At 38.9% G+C, this 16,587-nt stretch carries 13 protein-coding genes, 1 other RNA gene and 1 pseudogene; 9 read left to right on the top strand and 6 right to left on the bottom strand.

Annotation, left to right across the window (positions count from 1 at the left end):
- Nucleotides 1-209: 209 nt before the first annotated feature.
- On the bottom strand, nt 210-1,931 hold the full coding sequence (locus tag SLP02_RS01840; protein ID WP_319418948.1) for a mechanosensitive ion channel family protein: 1,722 nt from the start codon (nt 1,929-1,931) through the stop codon (nt 210-212).
- A gap of 165 nt (nt 1,932-2,096) precedes the next feature.
- Nucleotides 2,097-3,023, bottom strand: coding sequence for an NAD(+) kinase (locus tag SLP02_RS01835; RefSeq protein ID WP_319418947.1), 927 nt, complete (start codon nt 3,021-3,023; stop codon nt 2,097-2,099).
- A 127-nt stretch (nt 3,024-3,150) separates the two neighbouring features.
- On the opposite strand from SLP02_RS01835, the gene ssrS reads away from it, so the two are divergent.
- From ssrS to mutL, 5 genes are all read left to right on the top strand, one after another.
- Nucleotides 3,151-3,335, top strand: a non-coding RNA gene (gene ssrS / locus SLP02_RS01830) — 6S RNA.
- 112 nt (nt 3,336-3,447) lie between these two features.
- Nucleotides 3,448-4,980, top strand: coding sequence for a phosphomannomutase/phosphoglucomutase (locus SLP02_RS01825; RefSeq protein WP_319418946.1), 1,533 nt, complete (start codon nt 3,448-3,450; stop codon nt 4,978-4,980).
- 117 nt (nt 4,981-5,097) lie between these two features.
- Complete coding sequence (dxr, locus tag SLP02_RS01820) at nt 5,098-6,267, top strand: 1-deoxy-D-xylulose-5-phosphate reductoisomerase (protein WP_319418945.1); 1,170 nt, start codon at nt 5,098-5,100, stop codon at nt 6,265-6,267.
- A gap of 319 nt (nt 6,268-6,586) precedes the next feature.
- Nucleotides 6,587-7,324, top strand: a complete 738-nt coding sequence (locus tag SLP02_RS01815) for a molecular chaperone DnaJ (RefSeq protein ID WP_319418944.1) — start codon at nt 6,587-6,589, stop codon at nt 7,322-7,324.
- Between the two features lie 471 nt (nt 7,325-7,795).
- Nucleotides 7,796-9,523, top strand: a complete 1,728-nt coding sequence (mutL, locus tag SLP02_RS01810; RefSeq protein WP_319418943.1) for a DNA mismatch repair endonuclease MutL — start codon at nt 7,796-7,798, stop codon at nt 9,521-9,523.
- 18 nt (nt 9,524-9,541) lie between these two features.
- Here the strand turns inward: mutL and SLP02_RS01805 are convergent, their stop codons facing one another.
- Both SLP02_RS01805 and SLP02_RS01800 read right to left on the bottom strand, forming a co-directional pair.
- Nucleotides 9,542-9,931, bottom strand: a complete 390-nt coding sequence (locus SLP02_RS01805; RefSeq protein WP_319418942.1) for a hypothetical protein — start codon at nt 9,929-9,931, stop codon at nt 9,542-9,544.
- Nucleotides 9,932-10,026: 95 nt separating this feature from the next.
- Complete coding sequence (locus tag SLP02_RS01800) at nt 10,027-10,737, bottom strand: calcium-binding protein (RefSeq protein ID WP_319418941.1); 711 nt, start codon at nt 10,735-10,737, stop codon at nt 10,027-10,029.
- Between the two features lie 264 nt (nt 10,738-11,001).
- On the opposite strand from SLP02_RS01800, the pseudogene SLP02_RS01795 reads away from it, so the two are divergent.
- Nucleotides 11,002-12,192 (top strand): annotated as a pseudogene (locus SLP02_RS01795) (ISKra4 family transposase).
- A gap of 276 nt (nt 12,193-12,468) precedes the next feature.
- Here the strand turns inward: SLP02_RS01795 and SLP02_RS01790 are convergent.
- Nucleotides 12,469-13,428, bottom strand: a complete 960-nt coding sequence (locus SLP02_RS01790) for a class I SAM-dependent methyltransferase (RefSeq protein WP_319418940.1) — start codon at nt 13,426-13,428, stop codon at nt 12,469-12,471.
- Nucleotides 13,429-13,690: 262 nt separating this feature from the next.
- A complete protein-coding gene (locus SLP02_RS01785; RefSeq protein WP_319418939.1) occupies nt 13,691-14,440 on the bottom strand; it encodes an NYN domain-containing protein in 750 nt (249 codons plus the stop codon).
- A gap of 132 nt (nt 14,441-14,572) precedes the next feature.
- On the opposite strand from SLP02_RS01785, the gene cobO reads away from it, so the two are divergent.
- The 3 genes from cobO (at nt 14,573) to SLP02_RS01770 (ending at nt 16,570) form a co-directional block, all read left to right on the top strand.
- Complete coding sequence (gene cobO, locus SLP02_RS01780; protein WP_319418938.1) at nt 14,573-15,187, top strand: cob(I)yrinic acid a,c-diamide adenosyltransferase; 615 nt, start codon at nt 14,573-14,575, stop codon at nt 15,185-15,187.
- 109 nt (nt 15,188-15,296) lie between these two features.
- Nucleotides 15,297-16,073 (top strand): MlaE family lipid ABC transporter permease subunit, encoded by a 777-nt coding sequence (locus SLP02_RS01775; RefSeq protein ID WP_319418937.1) that lies wholly within the window; start codon nt 15,297-15,299, stop codon nt 16,071-16,073.
- A gap of 104 nt (nt 16,074-16,177) precedes the next feature.
- On the top strand, nt 16,178-16,570 hold the full coding sequence (locus tag SLP02_RS01770) for a DUF3119 family protein (protein ID WP_413467308.1): 393 nt from the start codon (nt 16,178-16,180) through the stop codon (nt 16,568-16,570).
- Nucleotides 16,571-16,587: the final 17 nt, after the last annotated feature.

Raw genomic sequence — 16,587 nt, 5'->3', positions numbered from 1 at the left:
TGAGTTGGGTAAATTCTGGTGTCATAGTGTCATCGATGTGACGCGGACGTTTAAAGTCCCCTAAAATATCTTCCCACCAGCAAAAGTTGGTACTCCTGTTTGCGCTCCATCATAAATTTTTTTATCAAAGCCTCGGAAGGGAAATAGTTCGCCAAGTTTGGGGATCTAGGGAGCGGTAGAAAAGTAACCTATAAGAACAGGATTTAAGATCATTTATCATTGTGGTGTTTCTGAGAGATCAAATTTCTCAACCAATACAATAAATGGCTTTCCAATTGTTCGGATAGCCTAATAGGTAGATCTCCCATCTTCAAATTAATATCTCTTTGAGGAAAAGGAATATCAATTTGTTGTTCCTCAAACAGTTCTTTGATCCGAAAATAAAGATCGCTTTTTAAGGGTGCTTGGCGACTAGGATCGGATGTCCAAACCAATAGTTCAAAGTTAAGAGAACTATCGGCAAACTCAGTAAAAAAGACTTGGGGAGAAGGATTGCGGAGCACTTCTAGATGTTCTTCCGCTGCCTGTAATAAAGCTGATTTAACCTTTGCTACGTCAGATTCATAAGCAACTCCAATTGGTAGATGTAAGCGAGTCACGCTTTTACGATGATTCCAGTTGATCACCTCTTCGCTAAGAACACGGGAGTTAGGCACAATAATAGATACACGATCTAAGGTTTTCAGCACGATGCTGCGAGTTCTAACCTCTTCAACTACTCCTAAATGATCCCCAACCTGAATAAAATCTCCCACCTGGATTGAGCGTTCAAATAGCAGCACAATACCGCTGGCGAAGTTGCGGGCAATATCTTGAAAACCAAAACCGATACCTACGCCCAAAGCACTACCGATTAAAGTTAAAGAACTTAAATCCAGACCATAAGCCTGAAGTAAAACCACTGAAGCCAATAAAACTAAACCATATTTAGTAATTATATAAATGATTTCTTGAGAACCTCTGCTCATCCTGGTAGCTTGGAGAACATTGCTACGCAGCAAATTGGCAAGGTGTCCACTAACGACAATCGAACCAATTAATAAACCAATCAAAAACAGTAGCTTGATGATGGAAAAATCTTTGCCGTTCCAGCTAAATACAGATGTATTAAATGTGCCAATTAAAATGTTAATTAGTGCATATAACCAATGGCGGGTAAGAGGAAAAAGACAAGCAATAGCAAAAATTGTGACTGTCCAAAGCAGAAACTGAGCAAAACCCAATTTCAGACGGAACAGAGTTGTTAGGTTAGAAGGACTAGAAGTAGTGTTGCTAGGAAATCCAGGAATAACTCTTTGAATTGCTTTTCTCAGTGGATAAGTTTGTAGCTGTTCTATTAACCTGGAAATGAATAGAGCTACTAATAATAAAACTAGGGCAATAACTCCTTGACGACGTGTAAAAGCAGCAGTTCTTTCTTTCTTGGCTTGAGCGATCGCCTGCGCTATTTCCTCCTTTAAATCTATTGCCGTTTCTAGAATAGACTTTTTAGCGATAGTATCTTCTCTAGTGACTGTAAATAAGTACCGTTGCTCTTGATTAGAAGCACCATCTATTTTTTTTCTAAACTCAGGTTCTGGTGGTTTATCAAATACCAAGTACAATACTGGCAGCCTATCTTTTTCTTCAATCTTTACCCCAGTAAAGTTATCATCTTTAATTGCTCGAACCATCTCTTTACGGATAACAGAAGCTCTTTCTTCTGCCGAATCACTATCAAGTTTACCAACCCTTAATATAACTCTCCCGTCAATTTCTACAGGTGCTTTGGAAATACCACCATCTTGATTTAGCTGTAGATTTTCAATTCTCAGATCGTAGGGTAAGAAATTATAATTTGTCTGAGTTAATCCTGGACTAAGATTAATAACTAAAATCGTAACGGTAGTAATTACTATTAAGGCAGCTTTAGATAGTTTTGTTGACCACATTAATTGAGAGGTAGAAGGTAGTGGGTAGTAGGTAAAAAGTAAGAAGTAAGAAGTAGAAAGTAGGGAATAAAATCTTGCTTATTCGGTTTTATATTTAGTTCTGCCTACTTACTTATTTAAAATAATATTTATCTTAACTTTTGAGAGCATTAATTATATTGGTATTCATTTTTGGTAAAAGCTTTTTTTATCTTTATAATGCACCCTAGTACCTGCCCACTGTAGTTTTTCTCTAAGGGTGTCATAAAAAGAATAGCTTTCTCGCAAAATAATAAAATGCGCGTGACAATTTGCCATTTTAATCACTACTCTTTGACCAGGCCAAACCGTTGTCCCCAAAGCACCATCTGTCCACAGCTTAGTATTAACCTCATAGTCTCTAATTGGACAGACGCTAACTACGCTACCAGGGGGCAAAACCAATGGACGACCAGACAGACTAAGAGGACATATCGGCGTAACGGCGATCGCCCACAGATCTGGATGTAAAATAGGACCATTAGCTGAGACAGTATAGCCCGTAGAGCCTGTAGGAGTTGAAACTAATAGACCATCACCGCTATATTGATCTACTACCTGTCCATCTGCCTCCAGTTCCAAAACCGAAGTAGGCATCCGATCGATACTAGCAGGTTTAATGCACATCTCATTAAGGCAATAAAATATTTCGCTGACGGAGGTTAATTGTGTTCCTCCCTCATATAGCTGCGCCTGTAGCATCATGCGTTTATGCACGGCATAAAGATCTGACTGCAAACGATCCCATATCTGTTCACTATCTTGAAATAATTCAAAGGGTTCGGTCAAAAAACCCAAATGTCCTCCCACATTTACCGCCAAAATAGGTATCCTCTCAGGAGCTAGTTGTCTGGCAGCAGCCAAAACCGTCCCATCTCCGCCCAAAATTATTGCCAGGTCAATTTTGACCACTGAAGAAGCCAAAAAGACAGGATAGGGATTATCTTTGATACCGCTTGGTCCGATTAAAACCTGACAGTTACGAGTTTCTAGCTCTCTGGCACATTTTTCTGCCCACTGTCTGCTATTCTTGTCTCCTGCTTTGTAGGCAATAATTGCGCGTTTTAATTCCACTGTCTTTTTGAGAGTAACTTAATTAGCTTCATCTCATACTATCGTCTATCAATTATCAATGAACAATTATCTTTATCCCTTATCAATGCCTCTTGCTAAATTCTCAAAACTGATTATGATGGATAAAGTACCACTACCACGTTGGTGACTACCTCTCAAGTTTATTGATCTATGCTTGATTTATGTCGGGAATAGCAATAGCTCTGGTGGCAGTATACCGAGCCAGTACTCGGAAACAGAAACTGGAGCAGCCAATTCCCACCCTGGTATTCCAGGTCATAAACTAAGGTAAAACGGCGTGGCGGTGGGCTATTTTTTTGCCTGAATAACCAAGATTTTGCAGAATTTGAGGCTATAGCTATTATTGGACTTGGGACAAGCAGTTTCATTTTCCCGCTCAAAGATAACTTTAGCTATTAAAACAATGAATAACATCGACTGGAAAAAGCTGCAAAATGGCTCTGATATTCGTGGAGTTGCCCTAGAGGGCGTTGCTGATGAGGCGGTTAATTTAACTTCTGATGTAGCTAAAACTCTTGGTAATGCTTTTGTCCAGTGGCTAAAGGGACAGGCTAATAAACCAGAGGAGGAGATAACAATTGCAGTGGGGCGAGATAGCCGTTTATCTGGAAACGCCCTGAGTCAGTCCGCGATCGAGGGAATTGCGCTCGCAGGATGTAAAGTTTATGACTTCGATATTGCCTCTACTCCCGCTATGTTTATGAGTACCGTCACAGATGGATTTAACTGTGATGGGGCAATTATGCTCACCGCTAGTCATTTACCCTTTAACCGTAATGGGCTGAAGTTTTTTACTCCCCAAGGTGGTTTAGGAAAACCAGATATTACCGCTATTTTGGCGATCGCCGAAGCCGAAGAACTAACTATCGGTGCAGCCAAAGGAGAAGCTACCAAGCGAGATTTTATGACTATTTATGCAGCCAGGTTAGTCGAGACTGTTCGTCAGGGAGTAAATAACCTTGATAACTTTGAGCAACCCTTGACAGGCTTAAAAATAGTGGTAGATGCGGGGAATGGTGCAGGAGGATTTTATGTAGATCGAGTCCTAAAACCTCTAGGGGCAGATACGACAGGTAGCCAGTTTCTCGATCCTGATGGTACGTTTCCCAATCATGTTCCCAATCCAGAAAACAAAGAAGCAATGGAGGCAATTTGTAAGGCTGTTGTCGATCATCAAGCCGATTTAGGAATTATATTTGATACGGATGTAGATCGCGCAGCAGCCGTAGACCGCCAGGGAAATGAGCTAAATCGAAACCGCATGATTGCCTTAATTGCAGCAATTGTCTTACGAGAACATCCAGGCTCAACTATAGTCACCGATTCAATAACCTCAGACGGCTTAACTCAATTTATTGAACAGCAGCTAGGGGGGAAACATCATCGTTTTAGACGAGGATATAAAAACGTGATTAATGAATCGATTAGGCTAGATAATTCTGGAGAGGAATCTTGGCTGGCAATTGAAACCTCTGGACATGGGGCAATGAAGGAAAATTATTTTCTTGATGATGGGGCATATCTAGCCACAAAACTGTTAGTTGAATTAGCCAGAACTAAATTGCAGGGAAAACTAATTACAGATCTGACTAGCAGTTTACAAGAGCCAGCAGCCAGCGAAGAATTTCGCTTAAAGATAAAGACTGCTGATTTTCAGACTTACGGTAATAATGTAATCGAGCAGTTAAAAGAGTTTGCCAATACTCAAGCAGATTGGGAGACTGTACCCAACAACTATGAAGGAGTAAGAATAGCTTGCAAATCTGAGGACGAAGCTGGCTGGTTTTTATTGCGCTTATCTCTTCACGATCCTGTTATTCCCTTAAATATTGAGTCCAACGCTGCCCAGGGTATAAGTAAAATAGCAGCTAGACTACTAGAGTTTTTGCAAGGCTTTGAATTATTAGATTTATCAGCTTTGAAAAGCTATTTGTAGAGCAGTTGGGGCGGTTAGATCTGAAACATTGTTATGAGGACTTATCTAAAAAAATCTTAACTTCAGCCCACTCAAGAACATATAGTGATGAGAGATATTAGTCGCTATATAAAAAACATGAAAGCAATTACTATTTTGGGGTCTACTGGTTCTATTGGCACACAAACCCTGGATATTGTTACTGATAATCCTGATAAATTTCGGGTGGTGGGTTTAGCCGCAGGGAGTAATGTTGCTCTTTTAGCTAAACAAATTGATAAGTTTCAGCCAGAAATAGTTGCTTTAGGCAATGAAAAAAAGTTGGCACAATTAAAAGAGGCGATCGCTTTTTTGCCCAATAAGCCTCAGATATTGGTTGGTCAAGAAGGCATTTGTGAAGTCGCTCGTTACGGCGATGCCCAAAGCGTAGTTACAGGAATTGTCGGCTGTGCGGGTTTATTGCCCACCATTGCAGCTATCGAAGCTGGGAAAGATATTGCTTTAGCTAACAAAGAAACTTTGATTGCAGGTGCGCCTGTAGTCTTACCCCTGGTCAAAAAACATCAGGTTAAGCTACTTCCTGCTGATTCAGAACATTCGGCAATTTTTCAATGTCTTCAGGGTATTCCCGAAGGAGGGTTACGACGTATTATTTTGACCGCTTCAGGGGGGTCTTTTCGGGATTTGCCCATCGAGAAATTAGCCTCGGTGACGGTTAAAGATGCCCTCAAGCACCCTAACTGGTCAATGGGACAAAAAATTACGATTGATTCAGCAACGCTGATGAACAAAGGCTTGGAGGTAATCGAGGCACATTATTTATTTGACGTTGATTACGATCGCATTGATATTGTTATTCATCCCCAGAGTATTATCCATTCGCTCATTGAAGTTCAGGATACTTCTGTCTTAGCACAGTTGGGCTGGGCTGATATGCGTTTACCTTTACTTTATGCCCTATCTTGGCCAGAAAGAATCTTTACCGAATGGGAACAGTTAGATTTAGTTAAAGCAGGGGACTTGACTTTTCGTGAGCCTGACCACAAAAAATATCCCTGTATGCAGCTTGCTTATGCTGCGGGAAGAGCAGGGGGATTGATGCCTGCGGTTTTGAATGCAGCTAATGAACAGGCGGTGGCGTTATTTTTGAGCGAGAAAATTGACTTTTTAAATATTCCTCGTTTAATTGAGCAAGTTTGCGATCGCTTTGGTACTCAAAACACTGCTCAACCTAACTTAGATGATATTTTAGCTGCCGATCGCTGGGCAAGACAAGCAATTTTAGATGCCCAAATTGCGATCGCCTAAAAACTCTATTGCTACTCTAAAAGAACAGTGAATCGCCATTCTCCCTTACCTAAATCTAATGTCATAATTTAAAAACCTATAGCTATAACTAACTAACTGATGTTACGCACTCATCGATCTGTAAAGCTTGGGGACTTGGGGACTTGGAGACTTGGGGACGGTTCAGCTAGACTACGCTCCTCGTCACCCCTTCACCGCAGTTAGATTAAATGCGTAACGTCAGTAACTAATGCAGGCTAAAGCAATTTTCAGCTAACTAAAATTAATAATTATTGATCGACCGTATCTAAACATAATTGATTATAAAAATATGAACATAATGGAGACTATTGCCCAAATAAAGTCTCAGCTAGAGCAGATTGAGCGACAGGAAAAAGTTAATCAGCAAGAACAAGCAAAGGTTAATCAACGTATAGTCGAGTTGGAAACAAAGCTACAGGAGAAACAACAGCTTCGTAATCAGCTTGATGAAGAGGCTTTAAGGCTGTATACCCAAGCTGAGGAATTAAGACCTAAACTAAGTAAATTAAAGCGTATTGCTAATTTATCCCAAGAGTTTTTAGAACTACACGCCGAATGTCAAGATAATCAAGATTTATTAAATACTTTATATTCTTCTGTTTCTAATATCTCAGTAGAGGACGACCAGCAAACGGCTCTCAATCAACCTATCATTAGTTTAGATACATACGCGGTTGTTTCAGAAACTCCAGAAATTCCCGAAACTAATCCCAACAGCTACGCCAATTACTCAATTTCCATTGATGAAATTAGGCAAGCATTACCTAATGCCGAAAAGATGTATCAGCAGCTAGTAGCTCGTAACCTAGAAGAATATAAAACCTATCAAAATTATATTGTCGATGGTTTAGATCTAATTTGGTATGCAGTAGCCTTTGCGCTTTTTGGACGTTCTTCGTATCTTAAAATGAGCTTTAAATATCATCCAGATTTGGATGGCTCAGAAAAAGCGATGCAGCTAATCAATACAGCTTGGGCTATTTCCCAAAACTTTGTGGAGGACTCTACATCAAAGGGGACTGTTAAAAGTCTTTAAAATTACTAATTATGTTCTTCCGCGGTCATCGGTTATATGATAAAAAGATATTTTTTACAAACTCAGCTTAAAAAAATTAAATTTTGGACTAAAACCCCTAGAAATTATTTGAGCAAGAGAAAGCCAGATTTTGAGTTTTACGGAAGGGGTTTGGGGAGGGTCGTAACGTCCCCAACAGGCGAGCGACCCCGCGTCGCCGTCAGGCGCAAGAGTAAGGCTTTAGCCGCAACTGTGCGCGAGAGCGGGGTCTGGGGGAAAGTTACCCCAGGAATAAATACGGTTTTCACAGATAAATTTCAAATATAATGCGAGAAAATTAGACGTTTTTGATTCACACCAGACGTTAATTACTTAACCAATAACAGGGTAGGATAAATGAGCATAAGGTACGCTTAAATTTGATGACACGCCCTGATATTTAAGTTCTAAAAGCCTTTGTTTACGTAGTTTCCCAACTAAATTCAGAAGTGTATGCCTTGTGAGATTCAAACTTTACCAGATGAGGTGATCGATCTCATCGCTGCGGGAGAGGTCATTGATTCTTTGGCAGCAGTGGTAAGAGAATTGGTAGAAAATTCCCTTGATGCAGGGGCAAATAGAATTACGATTTCTCTGCATCCTGAACTATGGCAAGTTCAGGTAATAGACAATGGCAAGGGAATGTCTTTAGATGATTTAAGAATCTGCGCTCAACCTCACAGCACTAGTAAAATTCGTAGTCGTAAAGATCTTTGGTACATTACTAGTTTGGGATTTAGGGGTGAAGCTCTCCATAGTATTGCTCAAGTAGCAGATTTAAACATTTGTAGCCGTACTAAGCATCAATTAGATCCTGTTGGCTGGAAGGTTAATTATTCTGAGGGTAAATCTCAGCCTGAATCGGCAGTAGCGATCGCCACAGGCACAATTATTACCGTTTCTAACTTGTTTGCCAAGCTTCCTGTACGTCGTCGAGGTTTGCCAGCATTGAATCAGCAGTTAAAGGCAGTTCAAAAACTAATTCAGCAAATTGCCCTGTGTCATCCACAAATCACTTGGCAAATTAAGCAAAATAATAGTCCTTGGTTTTATGTTAGTCCTGGTGCAACCGCTAAAGATGTCCTGCCTCAATTTCTTAGAAGAGTCAGCAGTAGTGACTTACACCATCTCAAAATAGAAATTCCTACTCCTTTTAAAAAGGATAATTCAGCCTCTTTTATAGTTAACGAACAGCAGTTCAATTCCCAAATTGAATTAATCATGGGTTTACCAGATCGCTGCCATCGCCATAAGGCAGACTGGGTAAAAGTTTCAGTCAATAATCGCTATGTGCGATCGCCTGAATTAGAGCAGACTATTCTTAACGGTATGGCAAAAACTCTGCCACGCGATCGCTTTCCTGTATGTTTATTACATCTTCATACCTGTCCTAGCCAAATTGATTGGAATCGTCACCCCGCTAAGACCGAAATTTATCTTCACTCTCTTGCTTATTGGCAGACAGAAACTAGCAAGGCAATTTCGCAAGCCTTAAAGTTAAATATAGTTAATCTTCCTGCTGCGGTGGGCGATCGCCGAATCGGTAAAATGTTGAAGGTAGCCGAAGCTTCAGGCAAATATCAAGTAGATCGCCATCTCACCGAAAAACTTGAAGCAAACACACCTTCTCAACTTAATTCTCTAAAGCTAAAGGCAGTAGCACAAGTCAACAAAACCTATATTGTGGCAGAACATTCTTCTGGAGTATGGCTAGTTGAACAACATATTGCCCATGAAAGAGTATTATACGAGCAGTTACAAAGCTGCTGGGAATTAGTACCTTTAACAACCCCCATTACTTTAGAGTATTTAAGACAATCTCAGCTTGAGCAATTACAGAAACTAGAAATTAACGTCGAACCTTTTGGCGAGAACATTTGGGCAATTCGCAATGCACCCAAAATACTTGCTGATCGAGATGACTGTGCTGATGCTTTAATTGAGTTAAGCTGGGGAGGAGACTTGCGATCGGCTCAAGTAGCTAGTGCCTGTCGTAGCGCAATTCGTAACGGTACAACTTTAAGTATCAAAGAAATGCAAAATCTATTGGATTTATGGCAAGCTACTCGCAATCCTCGCACCTGTCCTCACGGTAGACCGATTTATCTTTCCCTTGAAGAATCTAGCCTCTCGCGCTTTTTTCGTCGCCACTGGGTAATTGGCAAAAGTCATGGCATTTAATTTAATTAACTTTACATATTAATGCCGATAATATTCGCTTCTGCTGGGATATTCTTGTCTAGATCTGTTGTCTCTATAGTATTTATCTTCTTCTCTACTAGGTCTATCTCGATTCCAATAAATATCATTTTCATTTTCGCGATCGCTTCCATATTCTATTTCTCTTCGACGTTGTTCGGCCTCTTGGTAATCTCTGCTGCCTCTGCCATCTCTATATTCAATTTCATCTTTTCCCAAATCCCGATCTGTTTCTTGTCTGTACCTTGATTCGTTAGGTTGACCTTTAGCTAAATAACCTTTTTTATCTAAGGCGATGTTTTGCTGAATAGGATTTAACTCAATTGAGTTTTTTCTCTGACAAATATTGAGCGACAAAGCCAATGAACCAGCACAAATTATTTCTAACATAAGATTTTTTTGTTTAAGATATACAGAAAACAGACATTTTAATTAATGCCTGCACAATTTTATTTTGGAAAGATAGCAATCAAATCGATCTTAATCTAAACAATATTAATATCTTCAAAAGGAACAAAATTAACGTTCCCTTCGATAATGGCAAAAGCTTCGCCATCAAATGATACTTCTCCTGAACCTTGATCGTAGGTAAAGCGATCTATCTCATCGGTATTTATACCAAATCCTTCGGCAACTACTTCAATCTTGTCATCTTCTTGAAAGTAAAAGTCCTGAATAGTGTCAACTCCCGTACCTAAAATAGTGGCAAAGACAAAAGTATCTGCCCCTAAACCTCCATTAAGAAGATCATCTCCTGCCTCTCCTTCTAAGATATCGTTCCCATCGCCACCGACCAAAATATCATTACCCGAACTCCCTAATAAAGTATCATTATCAGCTTCCCCAAAGAGTTGATCGTCACCATCTCCACCATCTAAAGTATCGTCTCCATTGAAGCCAAAGAGAATATCTCCATCTAATTCTCCAGAAAGTAAATCATCACCTTCCCCCCCTGAGAGAGTATCTAGACCATTGTAGCCAAGTAAAGTGTCGTCACCATCTTCTCCAGCTACATAATCATCACCTTCTCCACCATTAATATTATCGTTTCCATCAAAGCCTAGAAGAGTATCATTACCCAAGTAACCATCTATAGTATCGTCTCCCTCACGACCATCCATTTCATCATTTTCGGCACTTAAGGGAAAAATGAATCGGAAATCTTCGCTTTCTGAATTACCAATATATGTAGCCATCTTGATTATTTTCTCGCTTGTATTAATGTAAAAACTTTTTCTAGAAGTATTTATAAATTGATAAATACTTGCATACTTAAAAAGTTAAAGAATTAAGATAAAAAAGTTGGTAAAGCAATTAAATATTATTTAGTTGTTTTTAACTTTTTGTATACCTTGAAAATTAATTGTAGACGTAATAATCTATGGGAGCATCCCACTTTTGCAGTAAGTAAAAATGCTTAGAGTAGAATAACATCAAGAAAAAACTCTTTTAAACAAAGCATGACACCAGAAGAGCAATCAACTATTGACCAAAAGTTGAGAGAAGTAGCAGAAATACTTTACAACAATACCCAAGAGCGAAGAGTTAGCTACATTTGAAACCATAGAATTGAGCGTCAGAAAACACTTACTAGGAAAAGTCGCGCCCAAAATAGGAGAGTTTGTCTTGGTGCGCGTACATGCGGGTAAGCCCTTTGTCTTGCTGATTAAAAATCAGCGGGGTCGCACCGCTTTTTCAATGAAGCAGGGGGAAATAAAGCAGGAAGAAAGCGAAAAATAAAAACCTGCATCGGTAGAATAACTATTTCCAGTAAACAAGCAACAAGATTGAAGTTAAAAAAGGGAAACCGCTTAAGTCCTCAAATAGAGAAATGCTGTTTGTTACTTGTAGGGAATGAATCATTTGTCAACGCCGAAAAAGATCTGGAGATTCTAACAGGGGTCAAAGTTGCTCACAGCAAACAACATCGGCTAGTTAACAGCTATCAGTTACCAGAAGCAAAGATTACAAAAAGGGCAAAATCTTTGAGTATAGATGGTGGAACAGTAAGACTAAGAACACCATTAGGACAACAAAGCGAATGGAAAAATTACAAGGCAGTTAAAGTTCACAACCGAATTGGAATGGCATTTTTTTAAGATAACAAAAGTCTACTTAGTTGGATTAATCAACAACCATTGAATAAAATAGTAAACTGCTTGGGAGACGGACATGATGGAGTCTGGAACATCATTAAGCAGATTGGATCAAAGCATCGAAGAAGAGAGATTTTAGACTGGTATCATTTGATGGAAAACCTCCACAAAGTAGGTGGTAGTAATCAAAGACTTAGACAAGCCAAAAACTATCTTTGGCAGGGTTTCGTTAACGACGAGATCGCCGTATTTAATGATTTGCCCAAAAAACAAGCGAGAAATTTTCAGAATTACCTTCGCCAACACCGATTTAGAATCCCTGATTATCAGCTAACCCGAGAGCTTGGTATTTGTATTGGTTCGGGTTCAGTTGAGTCTTGGATTAAACGAACATCTACGATGTTCCCAGAATCTTTGATTCTGGACAAAACAAAGTTTTGTGGTTCGAGAGTTAAGATTGTTGGCGCACAATGGAATCCAAAAAACGTATCTCAAATGTTGAGGCTTCGATGTGCCTATTTAAACCAAGATATTACCCTAAGTATTTGTACTTAGTTAAAAAGTGGGATGCTCCCATAATCTATTAAATTGTTTCCGCTCTAAAATATTCTTTAGTTTAAGGAATTAATATACAGTAAAAAATAACTTTATTTATTCAAGAGATAAAAGCGATGCTTGCGCCTAATGGAAGAGGCGTAAATAAAGTAACCTTTTTAATAAGCTGTCAAAGCCTATAAACATAGTACCTTAGTACTTATCGCTTACGCGTGGCGGTACTAAGCTTCGCCAATCGCACTTTTATTCAACCCTTTATTTAACTCAAAAAATATCTCAGCTTGGTTTAGTACCAATAATTGTCCGATGGCGAGGATCGCTAGCCACGGTAGTTTGATAATCAAAACCCGCTTTAGTGACTGCCGCTTCTACATCAAAAGTATAATAGTCATCACTCCAAGGTTCAGTGCTTTTCATGAGGGTAAACAGTACTGGGGGTAAACTTTGAATTACAGCAGAGGCGGGATTATTATCCACAATTCCCATTACACCCCCTGGTTTGAGAATGCGTAATACTTCCTTAAAGATTTTTTGAGTTGCTTGGTTGGGTAACTCATGAATGACAAATTGTAGGGTAACTAAATCCAGAGAATTATCCGCTAATTTTGTAGATTCTCCCCTGCCATGCAGCCATTGAGCGATTTCTTGTTGAGCATCAGTAGTTTTTGCTACTGCCAACATATAGGGAGATAAATCTAAACCAATGGTGTTGATTGCATTCTTTTGTTTCTCGGAAAAATAGCGATGCAATTCTAGAGTGGAGATACCTACAGAACAACCTAAATCTAAAATATCTGTAATTGTTTCTGGTGTATATTGTTCTAATACTTGATAAAAACTATGGCGCAATCTTTGCTGTGCTGTTTGCCAAGTGATATCTTCATCTTTCCAGACTCTTAACCCCATAGAGTAAGTTGCAGAAGGAGCCTCAAAAGCTGCTTGCCAACACAAATTGCCTTCATCGTAGGCATGAAAAGGTACTTGATAGTAGTCGGGATAAACTAAATCTTTATTGGTCAGGGAGTCTAATAATTCCTTTGCCCCAGACTGTTCTAATTCCTGATAATTCTTGCGCCAGGGAATACCGTTTTTTTCAGCAGTTTTGATCAATACCTGTCGCGCTTGATGCTGCATCACTCTGTATATTGGCTTGGTTTGAATTAGCAGGTTAACAAAGCGGGAAAGTAGATCTTCTCCTGCCCAATCTGGTTTTAATTTATCGGTAGAAATTGTCACAGTAGTTATAATTTATACAATTATCTAAATAGTTGTGCAGAAAAGTATCAGACTAAGAGATCATCGTATCAGACTCCAAGGCAATCGGATGGCTACTCTTAGTGTTTGCCTTTATTCAGTATTTCTTGGTCTGTTGATTGGGTCATTAGTTTTGAAATATAGTTTTAAAATAATGCGATCGCTTTTATAACTTACAGACGGCAAAGCTCTATAATCTAGGTGCAATGTTCAGTGGATATACCTTAACTGCAAATGATGAGTTTTATTCTTTTAGCAAAAGATAATGAGTTTTATTTTCTTGCTTAATTTTAATTTGATTGACACAGCTTTGTTTAATAAAATTCAAAGCAGATTTGCCAATTTTATTGCTTTTAAGAACTTCTGATATTGACTGTTGATAGTCATGCTTAAATTGCTGAGAAAGCTGTGATAAGGTAACTGGTTCGCTTGATATTTGTGTAAGTTTATTTAAAGTTAAGGCGATTTTGCTTTGAATTGACTGTTCTATATTTGGCTCTTTAGTGGGTCGTGATTTATCACCAAGATGAGAAACTGTAGATATTACCGAAGTGCGATTATCAATAAAATTGTGTAGATAAATATTTCGTGAATGCTGATACACTTTGTACGTGCTGCATCCTTGCCTTGGTAAATTTTGATGTAAACAATCAAAAATAGAGTCGTGAGAAACTATTACTACTTCTTTTACTTGAGGAAATTGTAATAACAAAGAACTACCTAAAGTCAAAATTTGAGCATCAGCAGAATTTTTTCCCTGGGGTACATGAATTAATTGATATCCTTGTTGATATAAATATTTATCTAGTTTGGAAATACTATTGTTCAGCCAATTGGCGACTGCAAACTTAATAGTTATTGGATATTGACAATATGCTTTGAGATATTGTGTCAAGTCTAACTGGAAGGGAAAGTTTTCTACATCTAATAAGATAGCTCCCGAAGGAGTTAATGTTTTAGACAGAAAATATAGTTGTGAATTTAAAAAATCCATTGATTTAGTGTAGTAAAAATATTATTCCAAGTTTAAACTACCTAATTATCGATCGCTTGTGATTTACTCCCTATTGCTAAACTACTCATATAATCAGTTAGGGGCGAACGGTCGTTCGTTCGTACAATAATCATGAGCGGAACTACAGTTAGCAGTGAACAGCACAAGCAGAAGATGCAACGTCGCCAGGAGGTGCAGTCGAAACGTTTAGCCGAGAAAACCCAAGAAAAGGGTCTAATTGTCGTTAATACGGGCAATGGTAAAGGCAAAACCACTGCTGCTTTGGGAATGGTAATACGATCGCTTGGTCATGGTTACAACGTGGCAATTGTACAGTTTATTAAAGGAGCATGGGAACCTGCCGAAAAAGCGGTACTAGAGAAATGGTCAGATCAGCTAAAATTTCACGCCATGGGCGAAGGATTTACCTGGGATACCCAAGATCGAGATCGAGACATAGAAATGGCAACTGCTGCTTGGGCAAAGGGATTGAGCTATATTATTGACCCCAAATATAGATTAGTGCTGCTAGATGAGGTCAATATCGCCTTAAAGCTAGGATATTTAGACGTTAATACTGTAATTGCAGGTTTAAAACAAAAGCCAGCAGATTCTCACGTAATTTTGACAGGCAGAGGCGCACCTGAAGAATTAATTGCGATCGCTGATTTAGCAACAGAAATGACGTTAGTTAAACATCCATTTCGTGAACAAGGAGTTAAAGCCCAGCCTGGAATCGAATTTTAGGGATTTGAGGGTTGGGACTATAAGACTATAATTAGATGCAAATTTTTGTAAATTTGTTCCTTGTCTTGGTCAGCATTCCCTCATCCCTCATCCTTTTAAAAATCACTTAATGAGTAGCACCTCCAATAATGAATTTCAAATTTGGCTACAACGTTCATTAGCCGCATTATTTCTTACAGGACAGGTTGTTGTTCATTTGCTCAAAGGAAAAATAAATCGCCGCAACACCATAGAACAAATGGTAATAGTTGGACCAGATTCTTTAACAATTGCTCTGGCAACATCAATTTTTGTCGGCATGGTATTTACAATACAAGTCGCTCGCGAGTTTTTAAATTTTGGCGCAGTACAGGCAATTGGAGGTGTTTTGGCTTTAGCGTTAAGCAGAGAACTAGCTCCCGTACTGACAGCGGTAGTGCTAGCTGCTAGAGTTGGTTCAGCATTTGCAGCCGAGATTGGTACTATGAAGGTCACCGAACAAATTGATGCTCTGTATGTGCTAAAAAGTGACCCCATTGACTATCTGGTGATTCCTCGTCTGCTGGCTTGCTGCCTGATGCTACCAATGTTGACCATGCTTTCTTTAGTTGTCGGTTTGATTGGGGGCATTCTGGTGGCAACGGGTTTTTATAATGTTTCTTATGTAATCTTTATCGAGTCCATACAAAGTTTTATTCAGGTATGGGATATAGTTAGTGCTTTAATCAAAGCAGTTGTTTTTGGAGCATTGATCGCTATTGTTGGCTGCAATTGGGGATTAACCACCATAGGGGGAGCTAGAGGAGTGGGAGAATCAACCACTACGGCAGTAGTTATGGCATTGAGCGCAATTTTTATTTCTAACTTTTTTATGTCCTTGCTAATGTTTCAAGGTTTAAGTCGTTAGTTTCTAAATTGAATGTAATTAAGGCTTAAATCAAACCCAGCTAAAATTCGGGTCGTTGTAAAATAGAAACTATTAATCAGTAACTAATTTAAATGGCTACTAATATCAAAACTAACAATCCCAGCGAAGTCGTCGAACTTTCACCAAGCTACAGAATTCCTCTATTTTTAATAGCGGGAGCTTGCGCTTTAGCTTTAGTTTCTCTGTGGTTAGCTGGAGTTTGCGCTTTACTTGGTCTATTTTTAACAATACAAACAATTTTAATTAGACTGCAATTTACGGATGAAGCTCTAAACGTCCTGCGCTCAGGCAAGGTTATTTTAAGCTTTCCCTATAGTGAATGGTTGAATTGGGAAATCTTTTGGTCACCTATTCCCATCTTGTTTTACTTTCGAGAAGTTAACAGCATTCATTTCTTGCCAATTATTTTTGATTCTAAAACCTTATTAGATTGCTTGAATAAATACTATCCTCGTGAAAGAAAATTATACTCATAGTTTTCAACTGTAAATAA

This window comes from Pleurocapsa sp. FMAR1 (assembly GCF_963665995.1).
In the GTDB taxonomy this organism is placed as follows: domain Bacteria; phylum Cyanobacteriota; class Cyanobacteriia; order Cyanobacteriales; family Xenococcaceae; genus Waterburya.
Note: the sequence above shows the minus strand (reverse complement) of the source record. Positions and strands in the feature narration are given on the sequence as shown.